The organism is Brevundimonas basaltis (genome assembly GCF_014202075.1).
In the GTDB taxonomy this organism is placed as follows: domain Bacteria; phylum Pseudomonadota; class Alphaproteobacteria; order Caulobacterales; family Caulobacteraceae; genus Brevundimonas; species Brevundimonas basaltis.
Window position 1 is genome coordinate 83002 of record NZ_JACHFZ010000006.1, and the last position, 22719, is coordinate 105720.

Here is a 22719-nt window from a genome sequence, read left to right on the forward strand (position 1 = left end):
GCCCTCCGGGGTTGGCTCGGACCAGACATTATACGCCTTCGTGGAGCCCGTGGCCCAATTCGGCGACTGAGCGTCAACGAACCCGGAGATCGCGCGGGGGGCGGATGCGCCGGAATCGGGCTTCGATGAAAGAGAACGTCCCGAAAGCGATGAAACCCAACGCGATAAGGCCGACGATCCACTCGCCGGCAGTGCGTTGTTCAACCACCTCCAGCGCCGCCCCGAAGCTGGTCACCTCCGCCGCGCGGGCCCGCCACCCTGCGAGCACCACCAGCCCGGCCAGCGGAAGGTAGGCCAGGCCACGCGCGACATGGCCGATGCGAGCCAGGGGGGTCACCCGGCGGCAAGTCGCGACTGAACAGTCGAGGTATTCACTGAAGTCTTCCCGCCATGCCTTGACGACATTGCCGACGCCGATGCCGAAGATGGTCAATCCGACCGCGATGAGCAGCCAGCGGCCGAACGGGAGATCGAGCACCATGCTGGCCCGCTCCTGACTGCGGGTCACGCCTTCGGAGGCCTCGGGCGCCCGGGGGCCCGCGAAGAGGGTGAAGGCGGCGAAGGTCAGGGCGGCGTAACTCAGCCCGCTGAACAGCTGCCCCGACCGGGTCCCCAACCCGTGCAGGGACAACCCCTCATGGTCGGCGTCGAACACCGACTGCAACATTCTCCACACGACGAAGGCCGCCAGGCCCAGACCGACCAGCAGCATCCAGACCCGCCCCAGCGGTTGTTGCGACAGCCACTCCAGAGCACCCCTGACGCCGACCGCGTCCCCCACCATGTCCAGGGTCGCGAACAGGACCAGAAGACCAACGGACAGATAGACGAAGCCGCGGGCGCCATAGCCGATGCGGGCCGCCAGCTCGAGCAGGTCCTGCAGCGGAGGGACCCGACGCAGCAGGGAGGAGCGCTTCCGGCCGGCGTCGCCGATGCGGGCCAATCGATGTCTGAGAGAGGAGAGGGGGCTTGGCATCGGGACGCTAACCCCTGAATTCGAATATGGCTCCGCTGGGACCTCGCCGCCCTTGAGGTGCGGCGGCCGGACGCATATCTGCTGCCGCTCAGGGAGGGCGCGCATGCAGCCTGTGATCTCAATCGAAGGTCTGACCAAGATCTACAAGTCGGGTCTTCAGGCCCTGAAACCCATCGATCTGACCATTCGAAAGGGCGAGATCTTCGCCCTGCTTGGTCCCAATGGCGCGGGCAAGACGACGTTGATCTCGGTGGTGTGCGGCATCGTCACCCCGACGACCGGAACGATCGTGGCCGACGGCCACGACATCCAGTCCGACTATCGCAGCGCCCGCGAGAAGATCGGTCTGGTGCCGCAGGAGCTGACCACCGACGCCTTCGAGACCGTTCTGGCGACGGTGACCTTCAGTCGCGGTCTGTTCGGCAAGCCCCCGAACCCCGGCCATATCGAAAAGACGCTGCGAGACCTGTCGTTGTGGGACAAGCGCAACGACAAGCTGATGACCCTGTCGGGCGGCATGAAGCGGCGGGTGATGATCGCCAAGGCTCTGAGCCACGAACCCGACATCCTGTTCCTCGACGAGCCGACCGCCGGCGTCGACGTCGAACTGCGCCGCGACATGTGGAATCTGGTGCGCCGCCTGCGCGACCAGGGCGTGACCATCATCCTGACCACCCACTATATCGAGGAGGCCGAGGAGATGGCCGACCGGGTCGGGGTGATCCTCAAGGGCGAGCTGATCCTCGTCGAGGACAAAACGGCCCTGATGAAGAAGCTGGGCAAGAAGACCCTGACCCTGAACCTGCAGGACCCGCTCGAGGCCGTGCCGCCGGAACTGGCCGAATGGAAGGTCGCCCTCAGGGACGACGGCCACGAGTTGGAATACGTCTTCGACTCCAACCTCGAGAAGACCGGCGTGCCGTCGCTGCTGCGCAAGCTCAGCGACCTGGGCATCGCCTTCAAGGACCTGAACACCCGTCAGAGTTCGCTCGAGGACATCTTCGTCAGCCTCGTCCACCGCGATACCGGAGCAGCCGCATGAGCCTGACCTTCAACGGCTACGGCGTCTGGGCGATCTACCGCTTCGAGATGGCCCGCGCCCTGCGCACCATCTGGCAGTCGCTGGTCACGCCGGTGATCACCACCTCGCTGTATTTCGTGGTCTTCGGCTCGGCCATCGGCAGCCGCATGACCGAGATCGACGGCGTGCCCTACGGCGCCTTCATCGTGCCGGGCCTGATCATGCTCAGTCTGTTCACCCAGTCGATCTTCAACGCCTCCTTCGGCATCTATTTCCCGAAATTCACCGGCACCATCTACGAACTGCTCTCAGCGCCTGTTTCCCCGCTCGAGATCGTCCTCGCCTATGTCGGTGCGGCGGCGACCAAGTCGGCGGTTCTGGGCCTGATCATCCTCGCCACGGCGTCCCTGTTCGTGCCGCTGCAGATCCTGCACCCGGTCGAGATGCTGGCCTTCCTGATCCTGATCTCGACCACCTTCAGCCTGTTCGGCTTCATCATCGGCATCTGGGCCGACGGCTTCGAACAGCTGCAGATGATCCCCATGCTGGTGGTCACCCCGCTGACCTTCCTCGGCGGCTCCTTCTATTCGATCGACATGCTGCCGGAGGCGTGGCGGACGGTGACCCTGTTCAACCCGCTGGTCTATCTGATCTCCGGCTTCCGCTGGACCTTCTACGGCAGCGGCGACGTCGGCATCGGGATCAGTCTTGGCGCGACCTTGGGCTTCCTGGTTATCTGCCTGGTGATCGTCGGATGGATCTTCAGGACCGGGTACCGGCTGAAGAACTAGGCGGCCGACGCGTCATGAAACCGGCCAGATCGGTCCGCACTCTGACCGGGTCTTCGCGTTACTGAAGCGCGCCGCGCCGGCGCGGGAGAGTTCATGTCCACCGACAATCAGACGCCCGACGGGTCACCCGTTCCCTTCGCCCGCCGACCCGTCACCTGGGGCCGCGCGCCGCAGACGGTGTTCCGGGCCGGACCCCTGCCGAGGGGCGAGCGGCTGCCGCCCCTGCCCGAGACCCCCAAGCCGGTTCCGGGGCCAACGGCCCGGGCGGGCATTTTCAGCGGCTCGATGATTCCCCAGGCGGCGCCCCGAACCGCCCCGAAGCCCACCCCGGCTCCGGCTCCGGAAACGACGATCTTGGCTGAAGCGCCGGCGCGGCCCGCCGTTTCGCCGACCGTTGCCGGACCTGACCTGACCGTTCGACCGCTGCCTTCGGCTGAGCCGACGCCCATGCTCCCACCCGAGCCGATCCCGCGCCTCGCCCCGGTCGCGGCGACGGTCGAGCCTGCCCCGGCCTCCGCCTCCGTCCGGGGTCGCCCTTCCGGTCGCGCGCCCCTCTACGCCGGGATCGCCGCCGCCGTGATCGGCGTGATAGCTGTCGGCGGATGGATGCTGACCCGTCCGGCTCCGGCTCCGACTCCGATGGACGGCGCACCCGCGACGGTGTTGGCGGCCGAGGCCGGCCCGGCCACACCGGCTCCGTCCCCGACCGAGGCGCTCCCCGCTGAGGCCGCGCCGGTTTTGGAGACCCCGGCGCCCGCCTCGCCCGCGCCCGCAGCCCCGCGACCCGCGTCGGATGCCCCCGAGCGACCTGCCGCGACCCCGCCGACGGCCCCGAATCGACCCGCCGCGGCGCCCGTGCAGACGGCGGAGCCCGCCCCGGCGGCGACCGCCCCTGTCCCTGTCGAACCGCGTATCGAGGTCGTTCCGGCCGCGCCTGTGGGTCCCCCACCGACCACGGCCGAGCGTCCGCCCTCGGACCCGGACGCGCCGATCGCGACCCGGCCCCAGCCGCTCGAGATGGCGGTGGACTAGAGCGAAACCGGTTGCGTTGAACGCAGTTCAACCCGGCGCAGAGGTCGCTCCTGCATTGAGTTTGGATCGTTCTCTGGATTCAGGTCCATTCGACCTGAAGCACAAGTGGTCTAGGGGGTCTTGATCGTCAGGTAGTTGCGCTCGACCATACGCCGCAGACCCTCGTAGGCCTCGGCCAGTTCCTCATAGGCCGTGCGCGCCGACGTCAGGCGCGCGATCTGGTCGGCGGTGGAGGGCGCGCCGGACTCGCTCTGGCGCAGGGCCTCGCCGACCCATTTGACTCGCGCCGTGGCGGTCTGCACCGCCAGCCGCTGGAACACCGCCGCGTCGATACCGGGCAGCGCGGCGGCGATCACCTCCCGGTTCGCCACGAAGGCGGAGTAGTCGATCTGCTCCAGCAGTCCGCGCAACCGGCGCTGGTCATGCGGATCGGTGTCCTGCGGCTCGAAGTGGTCCCGCTGACGACGGTAGGTGGAGGTCTGGATGGTCGACATCGCGCCGCTCCAATGGTGGTTGGGACGGAGGGTGCGCCTCGCCGATTAACGAGGGGTTGCGGCGCGGGCTTGCCGCAGGGTCGAAACCCGATTGATCTGGCGACCCGACCGTCTATCGGTTGTTTGTGGAGACCGACCATGTCGCTGATCCTGTGGTCCCACCCCTATTCGGCCTACGGCCAGAAGGCCCTCGTCGCCCTCTATGAACTGGGTCTGCCTTTCGAACCGAGGCTGGTCGACCATGCCGATGAGCCGGTGATGGCCGCCTTCCGGGCGCTGTCGCCGTTCGCCAGGATGCCGGTGCTTGTCGATACAGCGGCGGGCCGGACCATCCACGAGTCCAGCATTGTCATCGAATATCTGGACCGGCTGGGGGACGGCGGACGGTTGCTTCCGGCCGATCCGGAGGCGGCGCTGGAGGCCCGCTGGGTCGACCGCATCATTGATACCTACGTCGGCGCGCCGATGAACCGGATCATCTTCCATCGGCTCGGCCGGGCCGGGCCGCCGCCGCCGGAGGCGATCACGGCGTTGGATATGGGCGACATCCGGAACGCCTGGGATCTGCTGGAAAGCCGCCTCGCCGACGGCCGCATATGGGGCGCGGGGGAGAGCTTCACCCTCGCTGACTGCGCCGCCGCCCCGATCCTGACCTACGCGCGGCGGCTGGTCCCGTTCGGCGAGCGGCCGCGGCTAAAGGCCTGGCACGGCCGGTTGATGGCCCGGTCGTCGTTCCGACGCGCCCTGGAGGACGCCGCTCCGTTCGGCGATCTGATGCCGGCGCCGCCTGCGACAGACTAAATCGCGGCGATCAACCGTGGGCGATGTCGAGCGCTCGCGTACCGCCAGGCGTCGCCGCCACTTCGAGGAGCTTGAGCCGGAAGATCAGCACGCTGTTAGGCGGGATCTCGCCGGCGCTGTCCTCACCGTAACCCAACGCCGGTGGGATGTAGACGAGCCATTCGTCACCGACGGTCATGTGCTGCAGCGCGTCGCGCATGCCCGGAATGATGGATCCGGAAATGCCCTCCTCGATGGTGAACACCGCCGGTTGGCCGCGCTGGAAGGAGCTGTCAAACACCGTCCCGTCGATCAGCGAACCTTCGTAGTCGACACGGACCAGATCGTTGCCGTCCGGCCGTTCGCCCCCCGGCGGCCCCGCCTGCAGCACCTTGTACTGCACACCTGACGGCAGGGTCCGGACGCCGTTCGCCCTTTCGTTGGACTGCATGAAGAATTCTGCGGCGCGAAGGTTCGCGGCCGCGTCCGCGTCGACGCCGGGCGCAGCTTCCCGTCCGCACGACGCGAGCGCCGCCGCCATGGCCAGCACGGCCGCCGTCCTAGCCCATCCGTAGCGCATATCCCGCCTCTTCCAGTCCGTGTCTGATCTCGTCGGCATGCGCCTCGCCGCGGGTCTCAACCATGATGTCGAACTCCGCGCCCTTGGCCGGCACATCCAGCGCCAACCGGTTGTGCACCACGTCGATGATGTTGCCGCCGAGGCCGCCGATGACGGCGCTCATCTTCGACAGCATGCCGGGGCGGTCGTCGCCGAGGATGCGATATACGACCAGCCGCTTCTCGCGCACCAACTCGCGGTTCAGGACGACGGCCAGCATTCGTGAATCGATGTTACCGCCGCACAGGACCAGACCGACCTTCATGCCTCGGAACCTGTCGGGGTAGGCCAGCATGGCCGCAAGCCCGCCTGCTCCGGCGCCCTCGGCGACGGTCTTCTCGAGCGTGGCGTAGAAGGCGACAGCCTTTTCGAAATCCGCCTCCCCGCAGACGAGGACGTCCTCAACCAGCGGATCAGCCAGGGCGAAGGGAATGTCGCCAACGGCCTTGATAGCTATGCCCTCGGCGATGGTCTGGCCGCCGCACCTGGGCGTCTCGCCCCGGCGTCTGGCCGAGAAGGACGGGTACATGGCCGCCTCGACGCCGAAGATGCGGATCGACGGCTTGAGGCCCCTGGCCGCGATGGCCGTGCCCGCGATCAGACCGCCGCCGCCGATCGGCACGATCAGGAGATCGAGCTCGGGCGCGTCCTCCAGGAACTCCAGACCGCAGACGCCCTGGCCCGCTACGATGCCGGCGTCGTCGAAGGCGGAAACGAAGACAAACCCTTCTTCATCGCGCAGCCGGTGGGCCTCTTCGGTCGAGCCCGAGAAATCAACTCCCTTGATGACCACGGTGGCGCCGTGCGCCCGCGTGCCGTCGGCCTTCACGAAGGGGGTGCCCTCGGGCATGACGATCGTCACCGGGATGCCGAGCCGGCCCCCGTGATACGCCAGCGCCTGGGCATGGTTGCCCGCGGACGCCGCCACCACCCCGCGCTTCCGCTCATCCGGCGTCAGCTGCAGCAGCCGGTTCAGGGCGCCGCGCTCCTTGAAGCTACCGGTAAAGTGCAGATTGTCGTACTTGACCCAAACCTCGGCGCCGGTCAGCTGCGACAGCTTCCGGGAATGGCGCACCGGAGTGCGGTCGACCTGGCCGGTGATCCGCTCCCGCGCCGCCAGAATATCGTCAAACGTGACTGTCATGGCCTTCCCTATACCCGGTCTCGCGCCGGGTTGCCGCGAGGTTCTGGACCACCGTCCGGGCAGTCGCAACCGCAACCTTGACCTTGCCGTGGCGTTCATCGTCTCATCAGGACGTTCGACCCGCGCCGCCCACGGAGAGAGCCCATGGCCGCCCCTATGATCCCCCGCAAGCCTATCCTCGCGCTGATCGCCGCCGTAAGCCTCGGCGGGCTGGCGGCCTGCGAGACCGCTCCGATGGACAGGGGCTTCGGCGCGCCGTGGCCCCGACCGGCCCCGCCGCCGGCGCCGGCGGTGTTCAACGCGGACGATTTCGCCTGGTCGACCCGGGCGGGTCGCGCTTCGATCGACGGCCGGATCGACTATCGCCGAAACGGGCGGGCGTTCGACTGTACCGGCTCGGTCGGTCTGACGCCGGACACCCCATACACTCGCGCCCGTATCCGCACGCTCTACGGCTCGACCGAGCGGGCGGCCGTGAACGAAGCTATCGTCCGTGCTCGGACGGTGGCCGACCCGAGTGCCGACTATCGCTCCTACGTCCGCTCCACCACCTGCGAGAATGGCCGTTTCAACTTCTCCGGCCTGCCGGACGGGGGTTGGTTCATCATCGCCCCCGTCAGCGCTGGCGGCGACGACCGGGTCGTCCTGATGCGCCGGGTCAACACCCGCGGCGGTCGGATCACCGTCACCCTGTAGCGTCTGGCGTTCGTCTTTTCAGGCCGCGTACCGGGCCGCTCTGGAGGAACAACCATGCATCGCCCGCTCCCGATCCGGTCAGCCCTGATCCTCGCCGCCGGTCTCGCGCTGGCGGCGACCCCTGCGGCGGGCCAGTCGTGGGAACGCAACAGCGGCTACGGCCATCAGCGCGGCGCCTCCCACTGGGCGCCCTCGGCCTTCGATTGGCGCAGTCAGCTCGACCGGCCCGGTGATTACCGGTGCGACGCCTTCTGGGACGCCAACCGCACCGACTGCGGCGCGCGCTGGCGTGATCAGCGGCACAGGGCAAGCCCGCAGGCACGGCGGGACTACCGGGCCCTGGCAGGCTATGGTGGAAACCACGGTCGCTACGGGCGCGCCTACGGCTACGGCCATGGACACGATGGCCGCTATTCGACCCGGCAGCGTGGCTACGGGTACGGGTACGGCTACGGGCAGGGCTCCGCGGGAACGGCCTATCACGGCGCCTATGGACGACCCGATCTGGTCTATCCAGGCGGTTATGGCGATCCGGCCTATGGCGGCGGTCGCGACCCGGGTCGGATCGACTGGTGCCGCGCGCGCTACCGCTCCTATGACCCGCGCAGCGGCTACTACCGCGCCTACAGCGGCCGCCTGATCTTCTGCGGCTGAAGGCGAACCGGGTTCATCTGATCACGGAACGGTGGGTGAGCGACGTTCGCCATCGTTTCGCCTTGTCCGCACCGCTTGGCTCACCTGACCCGCAAGGGGTGGTGGATCAGGGAGCGCGTTCATGTCCCAGCACAATATTTCCGGTTCGGAAGTCTTTGGACCCAAGCCCGGCGTCATGCTGCGGTCGGTCAAGACCAGCGGCCTTCGCCGCCAGCGCGCGGCGCGCACGTGGGCGGCCTTCATCGCAGGCGCGGTCGTGGCCGTGATCGGCGGCGCCGTGGCCGTCGCGGCGATTTTCGGACCCACGGCTTTCGGCTGATCGCGCCGCCCGGTCAGGCCAGCCAGACCATCCGTCGTGTTTGCGCCTCGTCGGACCGCGCCTTGCTGAAGCCGCGCCGCACCTCGCCGGTGTAGAGGAAGCCGGCCTTCTCCAGCACCCGGCCAGAGGCCGGATTGTCGGTGAAATGGCCCGCCACCAGCGCGCGCCGCTTCCAGCGCTTCGCCGCCCAGACCAGCGAACCCTGCAGCGCCTCGGTGGCATAGCCGCGACCCCAGAACGGCCGACCGATCCAGTAGCCGACCTCGGGAGCCGGATCGGAGTCCTCGAACAGGCCGATGACGCCGACCGGGCCGTGATCCTCGTGTTCGATCAGGAAGGTGGCGGCCCTGGCCGGATCCTGTCCGGCGACGCCGAGCACAAAGGTCTCCGCGTCGTCGATCGAATAGGGATGCGGCATGCGCAGCGTCATCCGCGCGATGTCGGGGTCGTTGGCGAGCGAGGCCAGCCGGCTGACGTCCTGCGGGCGCGGGGCGCGCAGCGCCAGGCGCCGCGTCTCGACGACAGGGGAAGGTTCGATCACGCACATGAGGCGGCCTCGGTGTTCGCGCCGCCTCCTTGGAGGGCTCGGACGGCTTCGAGGCGGGGAAACGAAAACGGGGAGCCTGGTGATCCAGACTCCCCGCGGAAATATTTCCCTTGGTCCGGATCGCGGCTCTTGAGCCTTGCGCGATCCGGAGTGTTTCCGTTCGCGCTACTCGGCGGCCATAGCCTGGGTGTCGTTGGCCGGAAGGATCGACACGTAGCAACGGCCGCCACGCTTGGTGGTGAATTTCACCGAGCCGTGGACGGTGGCGAACAGGGTGTGATCGCGGCCGAGGCCGACGTTCTCACCGGGGTGGAAGGTGGTGCCGCGCTGACGCACGAGGATGTTGCCGGCCAGCACGCGTTCGCCGCCGAACTTCTTCACGCCGAGGCGCTTCGACTCGGAGTCGCGACCGTTGCGCGACGAACCACCGGATTTCTTGTGAGCCATGGGTTGCTCCTGCTCTCGATCTTGTTCTTACGCTTCGTCGGTCTTGGCGGCCTTGGCCTTGGCCGGCGCCTTCTTGGCGGCGGGGGCCTTGGCTTCAGTCTTGGCGGCCTTCGGGGCCGGAGCCGCCTTGGCTTCGGTCTTCGGCGCGGCGGCCTTTCTCGCGGGCTTGGCCTCGGTCTCTTCGACACGCGGAGCCAGGCCGCGGGCGCGGGCGTTCATCTCGGCCTTGGTCATCAGCGAGGTCTCGCCGTCCCACTTGGCCTTTTCGCCTGCGCCTTCGATGCCAGTGATGCGCAGGACCGATTCCATCTGACGATGGCCGTTGGTGCGGCGATAGCCCTGGCGGCGGATCTTCTTGAAGATCTTGATCTTCTCGCCCTTACGGGTTTCGACCAGCGTCGCCGCGACGGTCGCGCCGGCGATCATCGGGGCGCCGAGGGTCACGCCCTTGTCGCCGCCCAGCATCAGCACGTCGCCGAACGACACATTGGAGCCGGCCTCGCCGTCGAGCTTCTCGACCACGATGACGTCGCCCGGTTGAACCCGGTACTGCTTGCCGCCGGTCTTGATCACCGCGTACATGTTGAAGCCTCAGCGAAACGCAAAAAGAATAAGCCCGACGGGGGTCCCCCTCGGGCGAAGAGCGGCGACATATACGGAACGACCCCCCGGAGTCAACGTGAAACCCGGCGCGCCGGGGCGTTTCCGGTGCTTCCTGCCCTCGCTGCAGATAGTCATGTCTACACCCGGGACCATTCTCCGGCGACCCATGCTGTTCTGACCGAGGGATTCCCACTCGACTGTTATAAAGTAACACGCTACAGGGGCCGGGATGACGCCGCCCGGACCCGACCAGACGCTGCTCCTGTCCCTTCTGGGTGCGGGTTTTGCGACCGCCTTCCTGCACGCGGCGCTGCCCACCCACTGGCTGCCGTTCGCGCTCGTCGGTCGCGCCCAGCGCTGGACGGTGGATCGTGTCCTGGCGGCGGTCGTGGTCGCGGGTCTGGCGCATGTGGCCGTGACCGCCGTCGTCGGCAGCCTGATCGTGGTGGCGGGACTGGCGCTGGACCAGTGGATCGCGGGCTTGCTGCCGTACCTGTCCGCTGTCCTGCTGTTCGCGTTCGGCGGCTTCTATCTGATCCGTTCCGTCGTCCGCCGGCCGCAACTCGCCGGGGGGGCGCCGCTGGAGACCCCCGCACCGGCCGTGTCCAACGCCGCCGCCTTCGGTGCGCTGGTCGCGACGATGGCGATCTCGCCCGGGGAGGTCCTGCTGCCCTTCTATCTGAACCAGGCCCAGGGCGGCGTCGCGGTGCTCGCGGCCCTGACCGTCGTGTTCGCGCTCGGCACGGTCCTCGGCATGACCCTGTTCACCCTTCTGGCCCGCGCCGGCTGGTCGGTGCTCAGGCTCGAGCGTTGGGCGCGCTATGAGGGCGCCGTGCTGGGCCTCGCCCTGATCGCCGTCGGCCTTTTCGTCGTCCTGTATCGGCACTAAGGCTCAGCGGATGGCGCACCACCACGGCCCCGCCCACGACCATTCCGGCCACGACCACGGCGGTCATGGCCATGCCCACGGCCACCACCACGGACCGGTCAACACCGGCGACTGGCGCTACGCCGTCGGCCTGATCATCAACCTGGCCTTCGTCGGGATCGAATTCGGGGCCGGCGTCATCAGCGGCTCGACCGCCCTGATGGCCGACGCCGGGCACAATCTGTCAGACGTGATGGGCCTGGCCATGGCCGGCGGCGCCGCCTGGCTGGCCCGTCGCGCCGCCGGCCCCGGCAAGACCTATGGCTACGGCAAGGCGACCGTGCTGGCGGCCCTCGGCAACGCCCTGCTGCTGATCTTCGCCTGCGGCGCCATCGCCATCGAGGCGGTGCGCCGCCTCGCCGAGCCCGCGCCGGTGATGTCGGGCCTGATCATGGGAGTCGCCGCCGTCGGCTTCGTCATCAATCTTGGCACCGCGCTGCTGTTCATGCGCGACCAGCACTCGGACCTGAACGCCCGGGGCGCCTATCTGCACATGATGGCCGACGCGGCTGTGTCGATCGGCGTGGTCATCGCGGGGGCGGTCATCCTGTTCACCGGCTGGTCGATCGTCGATCCACTGGTCAGCATCGTCATCGTCGGGGTGATCCTGTGGGGCACCTGGGGGCTGCTGAAGGACTCGGTCAATCTGGCGCTCGACGCCGCGCCGCGCGGCGTCGATGTCGCGGCGATCCGCGCCGCCTTCCTCGCCCTGCCGGGCGTCAGCGCGGTGCACGACCTGCATGTCTGGGGCCTGTCGACGACCGACACGGCCCTAACCGCGCATCTGGTCCACGACCGCCTGGACCCCGAGACCCTGCTGGCCGAGGCCCACGCCCTCGCCCGCGCCCGTTTCGCCATCCGCCACACCACGCTTCAGCTCGAAGCCGGTCCCCTGCCGGATTGTCCGGACTGCTGACTTCACAACCGGCCTCGCAGCCGCCATCTAGCCGATCATGACCGACACCGCTTCCGGCAAAATCCCCGTCACCGTCCTCACCGGCTATCTTGGCGCCGGCAAGACGACGCTGCTGAACCGCATCCTCACCGAGGATCACGGCAAGCGCTACGCCGTCATCGTCAACGAGTTCGGCGAGATCGGCATCGACAACGACCTCGTGGTCGGCGCCGACGAGGACGTGTTCGAGATGAACAACGGCTGCGTCTGCTGCACCGTGCGCGGCGACCTGATCCGTGTCGTCGCCGGCCTGATGAAGCGCCAGCGCCCCGGCAAACCGGCCTTCGACGCCATCATCGTCGAGACCACGGGTCTCGCCGACCCCGGCCCGGTGGCCCAGACCTTCTTCGTCGACGAGGACGTCAAGGCGAAGACCCAGCTCGACAGCGTCACCGCCCTCGTCGACGCCAAACACGTCATGGCCCGGCTCGATGACTCGAAGGAGGCGCGCGAGCAGGTCGCCTTCGCCGACCGCATCATCCTCAACAAGGTCGACCTGGCTTCGGATATCGAACTGGCCGAAGTCGAGCGTCGGCTGCGCAAGCTCAATCCCCTGGCCCCGATCACCCGCGCCGAACGCGCCGACGTGCCGCTGGATCAGGTGCTGGGTCTCGGCGGTTTCGATCTGGAGCGGATCCTCGACATCAATCCGCAGTTCGCCAACCCCGCTCACGGCGAGGAAGGCCACGTCCACGACGAACACTGCGGCCACGACCATGACCACGACGCCCATTCTGCGGGGCCAAGAGGCCACGCCCACGAGGACGACATCAAGGGCGTCTCCCTGTCGTTGGACCGGCCGATGGACGGGACCAAATTTACCGCCTGGCTCGACCGGCTGCTGGGTGAGCAAGGTCAGAACATCCTGCGCGCCAAAGGCATCATCGATGTCGCCGGCGAGGACCGCCGTCTGGTCTTCCAGGCCGTCCACATGATCCTCGAAGGCGAGTTGCAAAAGCCGTGGGGCTCGATCGAGCGCCGCTGGTCCCGCGCCGTCTTCATCGGCCGCGACCTCGATGAGGCGGCGTTGACGGCCGGGTTCGAGGCCTGCGCGGCATGAATCTGTGACCGTCCCGGAGATGCAGTGTTGAACCCGCCCCCCAAACCCCTTCCGGTTCACGGCCGCGAGGCGGTGCTGCGCTACAACCGGGCCGACTTCGACATCGTGCAGGGCGGCGATCACGTCCGCTGCGCCGTCTCGGGCAAGCCCATCCCGCTCGACCGCCTGACGTACTGGAGCGCCGAGCTGCAGGAAGCCTACGCCAACGCGGCCATGATGACCCGGCGCTGGGTCGAGACGCACGGTGCCGACTAACCGGCCGGTGAGATTGACGGTCCCGCCCCGCGCTCTAAACGGACCTCATGAAAACCCACGCCTTCGACGCCCAGGTGACCGCCGCCCTGTTCGACGCGACCGGCGCCATGTTCGCCCTCGGCGACGGCTCGGTGCGGTTCGAGGGCGGCGAGTTCAGCGCCGCCCATGACGGCGCCATCCTGTGCGCCGCAGTCCACCCGTCCGGCGACGGCGTTGTCACCGGCGGGGACGATGGCCGCGTTGTCTGGCACCGCCGTACCGAGGCGGGCGTGTTGGCGACCGCCAGGGGCCAGTGGATCGACGCCATCGACGCCTCGCCCGAGAGCGGCCTTATCGCCTTCTCAGCGGGAAAGACCCTGTCGGTGGTCGATGCGAAGGATGCCGGCTTTCGCCGTGATTTCGTGCACGAGCGCACCGTTTCAGGGGTGGCCTTCGAGCCGAAAGGCCGCCGGATCGCCACCTCCACCTACGGCGGCGCGGCCCTGTGGTTCGCCCGCATCGCCGACCAGAAGCCGACCCTCCTCAAATGGGCGGGATCGCACACTGGCGTGACCTGGTCGCCCGACGGCGCCTTCGTCGTCACCGCCATGCAGGACAACCAATTGCACGGCTGGCGGGTCAAGGATCAGAAGAACCTGCGCATGGGCGGTTATCCGTCCAAGGTCCGCGCGATGAGCTTCCTCGCCAACGGCCAGCTGCTGGCCACCTCCGGCGCGCAGGGCGCGGTGCTGTGGCCCTTCATCGGCTCGAACGGACCGATGGGCCGCGAAGCCACCGAGATCGGCTTCGACGAGGGCAGCCTCGTCGCCCTGGTGGCGTCGCGCCCGAAACATCCCGTGGTCGCCGCCGGTCTCAACGACGGCCGTGTCTGGCTGGCCCATCCGGCGGGTCAGGGCCTCAACTTCCTCAAGGCGGAGAAGGGGGCCCCGATCACCGCCCTGGCGATGAGCGCCGACGCGAGCCGGGTGGCCTGGGCGGACGAGGACGGTCAGGCGGGCGTGGCCGAGGTCTGACGGGGGGCGACTTGCTCTCGTCCTTCGCGCGCCCCACCATCCCGTCATGACCGAGCACGCGAAGATCCGGAAGCGCGGACGACCGATCCTGACGGTCTTCGCCGGGCTGGTCCTGCTGCTGCTCTCCAGCGTCGCCATCCACCGCATCGTACCGCCGCCGACGACCTTTCTGATGGTCAGCCGATCCGTCGAGGGGGAGGGGCTGTCCTACCGCTGGCGTTCGCTCGACGACATCTCGCCGCGTCTGGTCGAGGCGGTGATCGCCTCCGAGGACTCGAATTTCTGCGCCCACCGGGGCTTCGACATGAAGGCTATCGAGAAGGCGCTGAAAGCCAATGAGCGTGGCGGGCGCGTCAGGGGCGGTTCGACGATCAGCCAGCAGACCGCCAAGAACGTCTACCTCTGGCCGGGCCGCGACTGGATCCGGAAGGGGCTGGAGGCCGGCTACACCGTCCTCATCGAGACGCTGTGGGGCAAGCGGCGGGTCATGGAGGTCTATCTCAACGTCGCCGAATGGGCCCCCGGCGTCTACGGCGCCGAGGCGGCGGCGCAGCACTGGTTCGGCAAGTCCGCAGCCGATCTCAGCCCGCGCGAGGCGGCGCGATTGGCGGCCATCCTGCCGTCGCCCCGGCGCTACAACGCATCCTCGCCCGGGCCCTACGTCCGGCGCCGCGCCTCGCGGGTGCAGGCGGCGATGGGCACGGTGCGCAACGACGGCCTCGCCGCCTGCGTCCTGGATTAACCGTCAAGCTTGACCTGTCGGCTCCGCTGGCCTCCCTTGCGCGCCGACAAGGCGGAGCAACCGCCTGATGAGAAACGCCCGGGAGACCTCCATGAAACGCACCCTGATGACGGCCGTCGCCGCCTGCGCCCTGACCGCCAGCCTCGCGGCCTGCGCGAGCATGGAGGCGAACGCCCAGGCGCCCGCGCCGGCGCCTGCGGTGACCGCCTTCGCCTTCCCGGCGACGCCGGAAGGCGCGCGCGCCTTCGTCGAGGACGCCGAGACCCGTCTGGCCGAGCTCAGCGAATATGCGGGCCGCGTCGCCTGGGTGCGCAACACCTACATCACCCACGACACCATGTGGCTCGAGTCCCGGGCCAACGCCGAATACACCGAACTCGGCGTGCAGCTGGCCACCGACGCGGCCCGCTTCAACGACGTTCAGGCCGATGCGGACACCCGCCGCAAGCTCAATATCCTGCGCCAGAGCCTGACCCTGCCGGCGCCCAACCGGCCGGGCGCCGCGACCGAACTGGCCGAGATCGCCACGCGGCTGGACTCGACCTACGCCACCGGGCGGTTCGAGCATGAGGGCGAACAGATCACCCTGAACCAGGCCGAGGAGATCATCGCCGAGTCTCGCGATCCGGCGGTGACACGGGCCGTCTACGAAGGCTGGCGGACAATCTCTCCGGGGATGCGCGACGACTACGCCCGGCTGGTTGAGGTCGCCAACGAGGGCGCACGCGATCTCGGCTATGCCGACACCGGCGCCATGTGGCGGTCCGGTTACGACATGGACCCGGACGCCTTCGCGGCCGAGACCGACCGCCTGTGGAACCAGGTCCAGCCCTTCTACGAGAACCTCCACTGCTATGTGCGGTCGCGCCTCAACGCGAAATACGGCGACGCCGTCCAGCCCGACACCGGCCCGATCCGCGCGGACCTGCTGGGCAATATGTGGTCGCAGCAGTGGGGCAACATCTATGACGTGGTGGCGCCCGCCAACCTGCCGGACTCCAGCTACGACCTGACCGAACTGCTGGTCGAGGCGGCTTACACGCCCGAGAAGATCGCCCGGACCTCGGAGCAGTTCTACACCTCGGTGGGTCTCGCTCCCTTGCCGGAATCCTTCTGGGAGCGTTCGCAGATCGTGCGCCCCGCGGGTCGCGAGGTGGTCTGCCACGCCTCGGCCTGGAACGTCGATAATGTCGAGGATCTGCGCATCAAGATGTGCACCCGGGTCAACGCTGAAGACTTCCAGACCATGCACCACGAGCTGGGCCACAACTATTATCAGCGCGCCTACAACCAGCAGCCGTTCCTGTTCCGCAATGGAGCCAACGACGGCTTCCACGAGGCGATTGGCGACTTCGCCGCCCTGTCGGCCCAGACCCCGACCTACCTGAACCAGATCGGCCTTCTGGACACGATCCCGGGCGAGGAGGAGGACATCCCCTTCCTGCTCAAGACCGCGCTCGACAAGATCGCCTTCCTGCCGTTCGGCCTGATGGTCGACCGCTGGCGCTGGGACGTCCAATCGGGCGAGACGACGCCGGCCCAATACAATGACGCCTGGACCGCCAACATGCTGCGGTATCAGGGGCTGACGCCTCCGGGACCGCGGCCATCGGACGCCTTCGATCCGGGCGCCAAATACCACATCCCCGGCAACGTTCCGTACACGCGCTACTTCCTCGCCCACATCTACCAGTTCCAGTTCCATCGGGCCGCCTGCGAACAGGCGGGCTGGACCGGGCCGCTGCATCGCTGCTCTGTTTACGGCGACGAGGAGGTCGGCCGCCGCTTCAACGCCATGATGGAGATGGGCCAGTCGCGCCCCTGGCCCGAGGCGATGCAGGCCTTCACCGGCCAGCGCGAGAACGACGCCTCGGCCATCGCCGCCTATTTCGCGCCACTGGACGCCTGGCTGACCGAGCAGAACCGGGACGAGGATTGCGGCTGGGAGGCCTGATCGCCGTTCCGGCCGGCCGTTAACTTTTGCTGTTGGGCCTTCTCTTAACCGGATTGGGCCAGAGTCGGGTTTGACGACTGTGGGTGGCTTGCGCCCGCAGCGAGCGCGGCTGGGAACGGCGAAATGGGGCTCAAGACCTGGATGGACGGTGTCGTGGGCGGCGCATGCGGCCTTGCGCGGCGCTTCGCCGGGGACGTGCGCGGCAACGTGGCTATGCTGTTCGGCCTCAGCTTGCCGGTCCTGATCCTGATGGTGTTCGGCGGCGTCGATATCCACCGGATGTCGACCGTGCGGATCAATCTGCAGGATGCCCTGGACGCAGCGACCCTGGCGGCGGCGCGATCTCCCTACACCCAGGAAGCCGACCTCCGCCGCGTCGGCCTCGCCGCATTGAAGGCGAACCTGCAGGCCTATCCCAACGTCACCCTCGAGGAAGATCAGACCCGTTTCGTGCTGACCGGCGACGACGTGGTCGTCGCCGACGCCCGGGTGCAGGTGAAGACCCTGGTCGCCAATATTTTCCTGCCGCCTTACGGCCAGCTGATGGACGACTACCTGCCGGTCGGCAGCCATTCCGAGGTCGATCGCTCGTCGCGCAACCTCGAGGTCGCCCTGGTGCTCGACGTCACCGGCTCGATGGGCGGACAGAAGATCACTGACCTGAAGAAGGCCGCCAAGGAGTTGGTCGACATCATCGTCCAGCCGACCCAGACGCCCTACTATTCCAAACTGGCTCTGGTGCCCTATTCGATGGGGGTCAATCCCGGCTCAAACGCCAACGCCGTGCGCGGGACGCCGATCGGTTCGACCAACATCAGCGGCGCGGCGATCAACTTCACTGGCTCCGAGAAGTCGATTTCGGCGGCGACGAAAGAACGCCCGGTCGAGATCACGTCGAACAGCCACGGCTTCAGCAACTACGACGTCGTCTGGATCACCGGCGCGTCCGGCATGACCCAGCTGAACAACAAGGCCTACCAGGTCCGCAACAAGACCAACCACACCTTCGAGCTCTACACTCTGGGCGGCAGCCGCGTGGATGGGCGATACTACAGCACCTACAACGGCAATGCGAAGGTTCGACGGTGCCAGAACAACGACTGTTCGGTGACCATCACCTCGAACGGTCACGGGCTGAGCAACAACCAGTACGTCTTCATCAACGGCGTCAACGGCATGACCCAGCTGAACAACGGGACCTATCTGGTCGGCAACGCCACCAGCAACACCTTCACCATCGACCCGGACCTCTCGGCTCTCAATCCCTACACGTCGGGCGGCAAAGCCTGGTGCGCCCAGCAGGGTTGCACCTATTTCGCCTTCGAGAACATGTACGGCGACCTGCAGACCCACCAGATCAGCAGCTGCGTCACGGAACGGACCGGCGCCAACGCCTATACGGACGTCGCTCCGTCCACCACCAGGGTCGGCCGCAACTACCCCAGCGCCTCGAGCAATACCTGCCTGAACGCCCCGATCCTGCCGCTGTCCAGCAACAGGAGCACGTTGAAGAGCACCATCGACGGCTACGATGTCGAAGGGTCGACCGCCGGCCAGATCGGCATCGCCTGGGGTTGGTACATGGTCTCGCCCAACTTCAACTATCTGTGGCCGTCCAGCGCCGCCGCCGCCTACAACACCGCCAAGACCCTGAAGGCGGTGATCATCATGACCGACGGGGAGTTCAACACGCCTTATTGCTCCGGGGTGATCTCGCGGCAGGCTGGTAGCGGTTCGGGCAGCAACACCGGCAAGATCGACTGCGACGCCGACAATGGTGATCCGTTTGAGCAGGGCAAATCGATGTGTGCAGCGATGAAGGCGCGCGGCGTTCTGGTCTACACCGTCGGCTTCCAGATCGAGTCCGGCAGCAACGCCGCTGACGTTCTCAGAAGCTGCGCCTCAACGCCGGCGAGCTTCTTCCTGCCGGCCAACGGCGGGGACCTGTCCGAAGCCTTCGCCGCCATCGGCCGCGACATCACCCAGCTGCGCATCTCAAAATAGGCTGCGGCCAATTCAGATCAGCCGGATTTCCTTGAGGCGTTCGGTAAGGAAGTCTTCGGCCATGATCGCCTTGCCGACGTAGCGGTCGGGATTCTCGTCCGACACCATGGCCGGCAGCGTCTCGATGACGAAGTCCGGATTGAAGTGCAGGAAGAACGGCGTCGAATAGCGGGCGAAGCTGGCCCGTTCCGGCGCGGGGTTGATGACCCGGTGGCTCGTCGACGGCAGGACGTGGTTGGTCAGCCGCTGCAGCATGTCGCCGATGTTGACCACCAGCGCCCCCGGCGGCGGCGCTATGTCCAGCCATTCGCCGTCGGCGTCCTTCAGCTGTAGCCCGGCCTCCTCGGCCCCCAGCAACAGGGTGATGACATTGATGTCCTCGTGCGCCCCGGCTCGGACGCCCGAGGCGCCCGCCGGCACGGGCGGATAGTGCAGCATGCGCAGGATGCTGTTGCCCAACTGGACCTTGTCCTCGAAGAAGTCGTCCCCAAGCTCGAGATGGCGGGCGATGGCCCTCAGGATTTTGCGCCCCAGTTCGTCCATCGCGGTGAACATGCCGTACAGGTGCTCGCGAAACCCTTCGACCTCGGTCGGCCAGAGGTTGTCCCGCATGTATTTCCGGTAGGGATGGCCCTCCGGCAGCTCGCGGCCGACGTGCCAGAATTCCTTCAAATCGACCGTCGCCGCGCCCTTGGCCGCCTCGACGCCGAAGGGAGTCAGGCCCCGGGCCCCGCCTGTCCCCGGCTGGTGGTACCGGCGCTTTACGTCCTCGGGCAGGGCGAAGAAGGCCTTGGCGTCGTCCAGCGCCGCGCCGATCACCGCCTCGTCCAGCCCATGGTCGGCGATCACCGCGAAGCCGTAACGCTTGAACGACCGCCCGAGCCTGTCGGCGAAGGCCTGGAAATCGGTGTCGTACAGCGTCATCGACACGGGTTCGATGGCGCGGCGGGCGTCGGTGGAGCTCAGGCTGTCGGCCATGGGGACCTCAAATGGACTTTCGGGCGTTTCCATACGCCCTGCGGACCGATCTTGGCAAAGCGAGGGCGCGGGTTGCGGTCCGCGACAGCGCCGCGCGATGGCCGTTCACCCGCCATACATGCAGGAACCTTGACTGTCGGGGCTGCGTTCCGCCGTCAACAGGAACTGGAAGGACCATTCCATCATGCACGCCAAACTTCTCCTCACCGGCATCAGTGTCGCCGCCCTGCTGGGCGCCTGCACCACCACCGATCCCTACAGCTCGCAGCCGCGCCGCAACAACACCGCCACCGGCGCTATCGCCGGGGCCGTCGGCGGAGCGTTGCTGGGCTACCTGACCAACACCTCCAACTCCGAGGAAGGCCGCAAGAACGCTCTCATCGGGGCCGGCATCGGAGCCCTGGGCGGCGCGGCGGTCGGGGCCTACATGGATCGGCAACAGCGCGATCTGGAAGCCGAACTGTCCGGCTCGGGCGTGGGCGTGGCGCGCCAGGGCGACAATCTGGTGCTGCGCATGCCGTCGGACGTGACCTTCGCCTCCAACCAGTCCTCGATCAATCCGGGCTTCTACTCCGTGCTCGACGATGTCTCGGCGGTCCTGAATCGCTACGACCAGTCCGTGGTCGACATCATTGGCCATGCCGACTCCGACGGCGCCGACGACTACAATCTCAACCTGTCGCGCCAGCGGGCCTCGTCGGTGGCCCAGTATCTGGTCAGCCGCAACGTCCTGGCCGACCGCCTCTATGTCGACGGCCGTGGCGAGAGCCAGCCCGTGGCGACCAACGCCACCGCAGCGGGCAAGGCGCAGAACCGTCGCGTGGAAATCCTTATCCGTCCGTTCCGCGGCTAGGGCTCAGTCGCAATCCGACAAGAAGGGCGGGGCTTTGGCCCCGCCTTTTTTATGGTCGGACACCGTTCCGTGACTTGCGGCCCCGCGCTGTGGATGCTGGATAACAGACAGGGTTTCTGCAGGGAGAAGCGCGTGCGTCCGGACCACGAATTCACCGATGGCGTCAGGCTCGGCTCGATCGCGGTTGTTTCGGCGGTGGTGACGGCGATGCTGGTGATCGGCGCCGGACGGGCGTTTCTGCCGCAGGCGGAGGCCCGGGCGAGCGATCAGTCCACTCTGGTCCGCGCCTCCCTGCCCTGATCAGCTCCGCCCGATCGAGGTGTAGCGGAAGCCGCGCGCCCGCATGTCCCCGGGCCGGTAGACGTTGCGCAGATCGACCATCACGGGCTGCCGCATGAGCGATTTGACCCGGTTCAGGTCGAGGGCCCGGAACTGGTCCCACTCGGTCAGGATGACGACCACGTCGGCCTCCGCCACGGCGTCGTAGGGCCCGTCCTTGAACACCACGCCGGGCAGCAGGTGGGCCGCCTCGGCCATGCCCTCGGGATCAAAGGCGTGGACCGTGGCGCCCATGGCGAGCAGGGCCGGCGCCACGTCCAGCGAGGGCGCGTCGCGCATGTCATCCGTATTCGGCTTGAAGGTCAGACCCAGCAGGGCGACGGTCTTGCCCGTCAGATCGCCTTCGAGGGCAGTGGACACCCGCGCGGCCATCGCCTTCTTGCGAGCGTCGTTGACCTCGACGGTGGTTTCGATCAGCCGTACCGGCGAGCCGGCGTCGACCGCCGTCCGGACCAGGGCGATGGTGTCCTTGGGGAAGCAGGATCCGCCGTAGCCCGGACCCGCGTGGAGGAATTTCGAACCGATCCGGTTGTCCAGTCCGATGCCGCGAGCAACCTGCTGCACGTCCGCGCCGACCTTTTCGCACAGGTCGGCCATCTCGTTGATGAAGGTGATCTTCATCGCCAGGAAGGCGTTGGCGGCGTATTTGATCAGCTCCGAGGTGCGCCGTCCGGTGAACAGGATCGGCGTCTCGTTCAGGTTCAGCGGGCGATAGAGCTCGCGCATCACCGCCTGGGCGCGATCGTCCTCCGCCCCGACCACGATCCGGTCCGGCCGCTTGAAATCCTCGATGGCCGCGCCCTCGCGCAGGAACTCCGGATTGGAGACCACGGCGAAGTCGGCGTCCGGCCGGCGCGCCCGGATGATGGCCTCGATCTCGTCGCCCGTGCCGACCGGAACCGTCGACTTGGTGACGATCACCGTGAAGCCCTCGATCAGGCCGGCGATCTCCTCGGCGGCGGCGTGGACATAGGACAGGTCGGCATGGCCGTCGCCGCGGCGCGACGGGGTGCCCACGGCGATGAACACCGCGTCGGCCTCACGAATGGCCCCGGCGCCGTCGAGGGCGAAGGACAGGCGGCCATCGCGCACGTTGGACGCGACCAGGTCGTCGAGGCCGGGCTCGAAGATCGGGATCTCTCCCCGCTCCAGCCGTTCGATCTTCGACGGATCCTTGTCGACGCAGGTCACCTCGTGGCCGAAGTCGGCGAAACAGGCCCCTGAGACCAGGCCCACATAGCCGGTTCCGATCATCGCCACGCGCATGTGGATTCGCCCTTCTGACAGTGGCCGGGAGATAGCGGGCGGTTCGGTCTTTGGCCACCCCGCGCTCGCCTGCCGCGCCGGACAAAACAAAACCGCCGGCCCCGTGAGGGACCGGCGGCTCTGTCTTTTGCCGTGCCCGTGCCGACCCGAAGGCCGGAACGGTCGATATCAACCTAGAAGTTGATGCCGATGGTGGCGCGGCGGTTCAGAGGCTCGCGAACGCCGTCGGCGGTCGGGCGGGCCAGGGCG

At 67.6% G+C, this 22719-nt stretch carries 26 protein-coding genes; 17 read left to right on the forward strand and 9 right to left on the reverse strand.

The features are described 5' to 3' along the window. Positions 1 to 73: 73 nt before the first annotated feature. Positions 74 to 943: a DUF1206 domain-containing protein gene (locus tag HNQ67_RS12885; RefSeq protein WP_246347604.1), complete on the reverse strand. Its 870-nt coding sequence runs from the start codon at positions 941 to 943 to the stop codon at positions 74 to 76. A 136-nt stretch (positions 944 to 1079) separates the two neighbouring features. On the opposite strand from HNQ67_RS12885, the gene HNQ67_RS12890 reads away from it, so the two are divergent. The 3 genes from HNQ67_RS12890 to HNQ67_RS12900 all read left to right on the forward strand — a co-directional run bounded on the left by HNQ67_RS12890 (position 1080) and on the right by HNQ67_RS12900 (position 3820). Beyond that, the gene (locus HNQ67_RS12890) at positions 1080 to 2018 is read left to right on the forward strand and encodes an ABC transporter ATP-binding protein (RefSeq protein WP_183256091.1); all 939 of its coding nucleotides are present in this window, start codon (positions 1080 to 1082) and stop codon (positions 2016 to 2018) included. Next, positions 2015 to 2788 (forward strand): ABC transporter permease, encoded by a 774-nt coding sequence (locus tag HNQ67_RS12895; RefSeq protein ID WP_183256093.1) that lies wholly within the window; start codon positions 2015 to 2017, stop codon positions 2786 to 2788. The genes HNQ67_RS12890 and HNQ67_RS12895 overlap by 4 nt, the downstream gene beginning before the upstream one ends. 93 nt (positions 2789 to 2881) lie before the next feature. Beyond that, positions 2882 to 3820: a hypothetical protein gene (locus HNQ67_RS12900; RefSeq protein ID WP_183256095.1), complete on the forward strand. Its 939-nt coding sequence runs from the start codon at positions 2882 to 2884 to the stop codon at positions 3818 to 3820. Positions 3821 to 3930: 110 nt separating this feature from the next. Here HNQ67_RS12900 and HNQ67_RS12905 read toward each other — a convergent pair whose 3' ends face one another. Continuing rightward, positions 3931 to 4314 carry a hypothetical protein gene (locus tag HNQ67_RS12905; RefSeq protein WP_183256097.1) on the reverse strand — a complete coding sequence of 128 codons (384 nt, stop codon included), beginning with the start codon at positions 4312 to 4314 and terminating at the stop codon, positions 3931 to 3933. Positions 4315 to 4452: 138 nt separating this feature from the next. Here HNQ67_RS12905 and HNQ67_RS12910 point away from each other — a divergent pair, with 138 nt between their 5' ends. After that, positions 4453 to 5115 (forward strand): glutathione S-transferase family protein, encoded by a 663-nt coding sequence (locus HNQ67_RS12910; protein ID WP_183256099.1) that lies wholly within the window; start codon positions 4453 to 4455, stop codon positions 5113 to 5115. Positions 5116 to 5125: 10 nt separating this feature from the next. Here the strand turns inward: HNQ67_RS12910 and bamJ are convergent, their stop codons facing one another. Beyond that, on the reverse strand, positions 5126 to 5635 hold the full coding sequence (gene bamJ / locus HNQ67_RS12915) for a BamJ family beta-barrel-assembly machinery protein (protein ID WP_343054925.1): 510 nt from the start codon (positions 5633 to 5635) through the stop codon (positions 5126 to 5128). A 19-nt stretch (positions 5636 to 5654) separates the two neighbouring features. Then, entirely contained in the window at positions 5655 to 6857 is a 1203-nt protein-coding gene (locus tag HNQ67_RS12920) for a threonine ammonia-lyase (RefSeq protein WP_183256103.1), read from the reverse strand. A gap of 144 nt (positions 6858 to 7001) precedes the next feature. Here HNQ67_RS12920 and HNQ67_RS12925 point away from each other — a divergent pair, with 144 nt between their 5' ends. The 3 genes from HNQ67_RS12925 to HNQ67_RS12935 all read left to right on the forward strand — a co-directional run bounded on the left by HNQ67_RS12925 (position 7002) and on the right by HNQ67_RS12935 (position 8526). After that, positions 7002 to 7553, forward strand: a complete 552-nt coding sequence (locus tag HNQ67_RS12925; protein ID WP_246347605.1) for a hypothetical protein — start codon at positions 7002 to 7004, stop codon at positions 7551 to 7553. A gap of 54 nt (positions 7554 to 7607) precedes the next feature. Then, positions 7608 to 8207: a BA14K family protein gene (locus HNQ67_RS12930; protein ID WP_183256105.1), complete on the forward strand. Its 600-nt coding sequence runs from the start codon at positions 7608 to 7610 to the stop codon at positions 8205 to 8207. A gap of 121 nt (positions 8208 to 8328) precedes the next feature. Then, a complete protein-coding gene (locus HNQ67_RS12935; RefSeq protein WP_183256107.1) occupies positions 8329 to 8526 on the forward strand; it encodes a hypothetical protein in 198 nt (65 codons plus the stop codon). 13 nt (positions 8527 to 8539) lie between these two features. On the opposite strand, the gene HNQ67_RS12940 is transcribed toward HNQ67_RS12935, so the two are convergent. The 3 genes from HNQ67_RS12940 to rplU all read right to left on the reverse strand — a co-directional run bounded on the left by HNQ67_RS12940 (position 8540) and on the right by rplU (position 10102). Then, a complete protein-coding gene (locus HNQ67_RS12940) occupies positions 8540 to 9073 on the reverse strand; it encodes a GNAT family N-acetyltransferase (protein ID WP_183256108.1) in 534 nt (177 codons plus the stop codon). A 165-nt stretch (positions 9074 to 9238) separates the two neighbouring features. After that, a complete protein-coding gene (gene rpmA, locus HNQ67_RS12945; protein WP_183256110.1) occupies positions 9239 to 9520 on the reverse strand; it encodes a 50S ribosomal protein L27 in 282 nt (93 codons plus the stop codon). A gap of 27 nt (positions 9521 to 9547) precedes the next feature. Continuing rightward, positions 9548 to 10102, reverse strand: a complete 555-nt coding sequence (gene rplU / locus HNQ67_RS12950; RefSeq protein ID WP_183256112.1) for a 50S ribosomal protein L21 — start codon at positions 10100 to 10102, stop codon at positions 9548 to 9550. 250 nt (positions 10103 to 10352) lie between these two features. Here rplU and HNQ67_RS12955 point away from each other — a divergent pair, with 250 nt between their 5' ends. The 8 genes from HNQ67_RS12955 to HNQ67_RS12990 all read left to right on the forward strand — a co-directional run bounded on the left by HNQ67_RS12955 (position 10353) and on the right by HNQ67_RS12990 (position 19034). Continuing rightward, positions 10353 to 11012: a hypothetical protein gene (locus HNQ67_RS12955; protein WP_183256114.1), complete on the forward strand. Its 660-nt coding sequence runs from the start codon at positions 10353 to 10355 to the stop codon at positions 11010 to 11012. 10 nt (positions 11013 to 11022) lie between these two features. Continuing rightward, a complete protein-coding gene (locus HNQ67_RS12960; protein ID WP_183256116.1) occupies positions 11023 to 11967 on the forward strand; it encodes a cation diffusion facilitator family transporter in 945 nt (314 codons plus the stop codon). Positions 11968 to 12004: 37 nt separating this feature from the next. Further along, complete coding sequence (locus tag HNQ67_RS12965; protein ID WP_183256119.1) at positions 12005 to 13066, forward strand: CobW family GTP-binding protein; 1062 nt, start codon at positions 12005 to 12007, stop codon at positions 13064 to 13066. Positions 13067 to 13093: 27 nt separating this feature from the next. Beyond that, positions 13094 to 13321, forward strand: a complete 228-nt coding sequence (locus tag HNQ67_RS12970) for a DUF2093 domain-containing protein (protein WP_183256120.1) — start codon at positions 13094 to 13096, stop codon at positions 13319 to 13321. 47 nt (positions 13322 to 13368) lie between these two features. After that, positions 13369 to 14334 carry a WD40 repeat domain-containing protein gene (locus HNQ67_RS12975; protein WP_183256121.1) on the forward strand — a complete coding sequence of 322 codons (966 nt, stop codon included), beginning with the start codon at positions 13369 to 13371 and terminating at the stop codon, positions 14332 to 14334. A 46-nt stretch (positions 14335 to 14380) separates the two neighbouring features. Further along, positions 14381 to 15076 (forward strand): monofunctional biosynthetic peptidoglycan transglycosylase, encoded by a 696-nt coding sequence (gene mtgA / locus HNQ67_RS12980; RefSeq protein ID WP_183256123.1) that lies wholly within the window; start codon positions 14381 to 14383, stop codon positions 15074 to 15076. A 91-nt stretch (positions 15077 to 15167) separates the two neighbouring features. After that, on the forward strand, positions 15168 to 17030 hold the full coding sequence (locus HNQ67_RS12985; protein ID WP_183256125.1) for a M2 family metallopeptidase: 1863 nt from the start codon (positions 15168 to 15170) through the stop codon (positions 17028 to 17030). Positions 17031 to 17153: 123 nt separating this feature from the next. Next, the gene (locus tag HNQ67_RS12990; RefSeq protein ID WP_183256127.1) at positions 17154 to 19034 is read left to right on the forward strand and encodes a TadE/TadG family type IV pilus assembly protein; all 1881 of its coding nucleotides are present in this window, start codon (positions 17154 to 17156) and stop codon (positions 19032 to 19034) included. Between the two features lie 12 nt (positions 19035 to 19046). On the opposite strand, the gene HNQ67_RS12995 is transcribed toward HNQ67_RS12990, so the two are convergent. Then, complete coding sequence (locus tag HNQ67_RS12995; RefSeq protein ID WP_183256128.1) at positions 19047 to 20012, reverse strand: isopenicillin N synthase family dioxygenase; 966 nt, start codon at positions 20010 to 20012, stop codon at positions 19047 to 19049. A 184-nt stretch (positions 20013 to 20196) separates the two neighbouring features. On the opposite strand from HNQ67_RS12995, the gene HNQ67_RS13000 reads away from it, so the two are divergent. Then, positions 20197 to 20865: a YiaD family glycine zipper/OmpA-like lipoprotein gene (locus tag HNQ67_RS13000; protein WP_183256130.1), complete on the forward strand. Its 669-nt coding sequence runs from the start codon at positions 20197 to 20199 to the stop codon at positions 20863 to 20865. A 132-nt stretch (positions 20866 to 20997) separates the two neighbouring features. Beyond that, a complete protein-coding gene (locus tag HNQ67_RS13005; RefSeq protein WP_183256132.1) occupies positions 20998 to 21165 on the forward strand; it encodes a hypothetical protein in 168 nt (55 codons plus the stop codon). Here the strand turns inward: HNQ67_RS13005 and HNQ67_RS13010 are convergent, their stop codons facing one another. Beyond that, positions 21166 to 22470: a UDP-glucose dehydrogenase family protein gene (locus HNQ67_RS13010; RefSeq protein WP_183256134.1), complete on the reverse strand. Its 1305-nt coding sequence runs from the start codon at positions 22468 to 22470 to the stop codon at positions 21166 to 21168. Positions 22471 to 22719 lie beyond the last annotated feature (249 nt).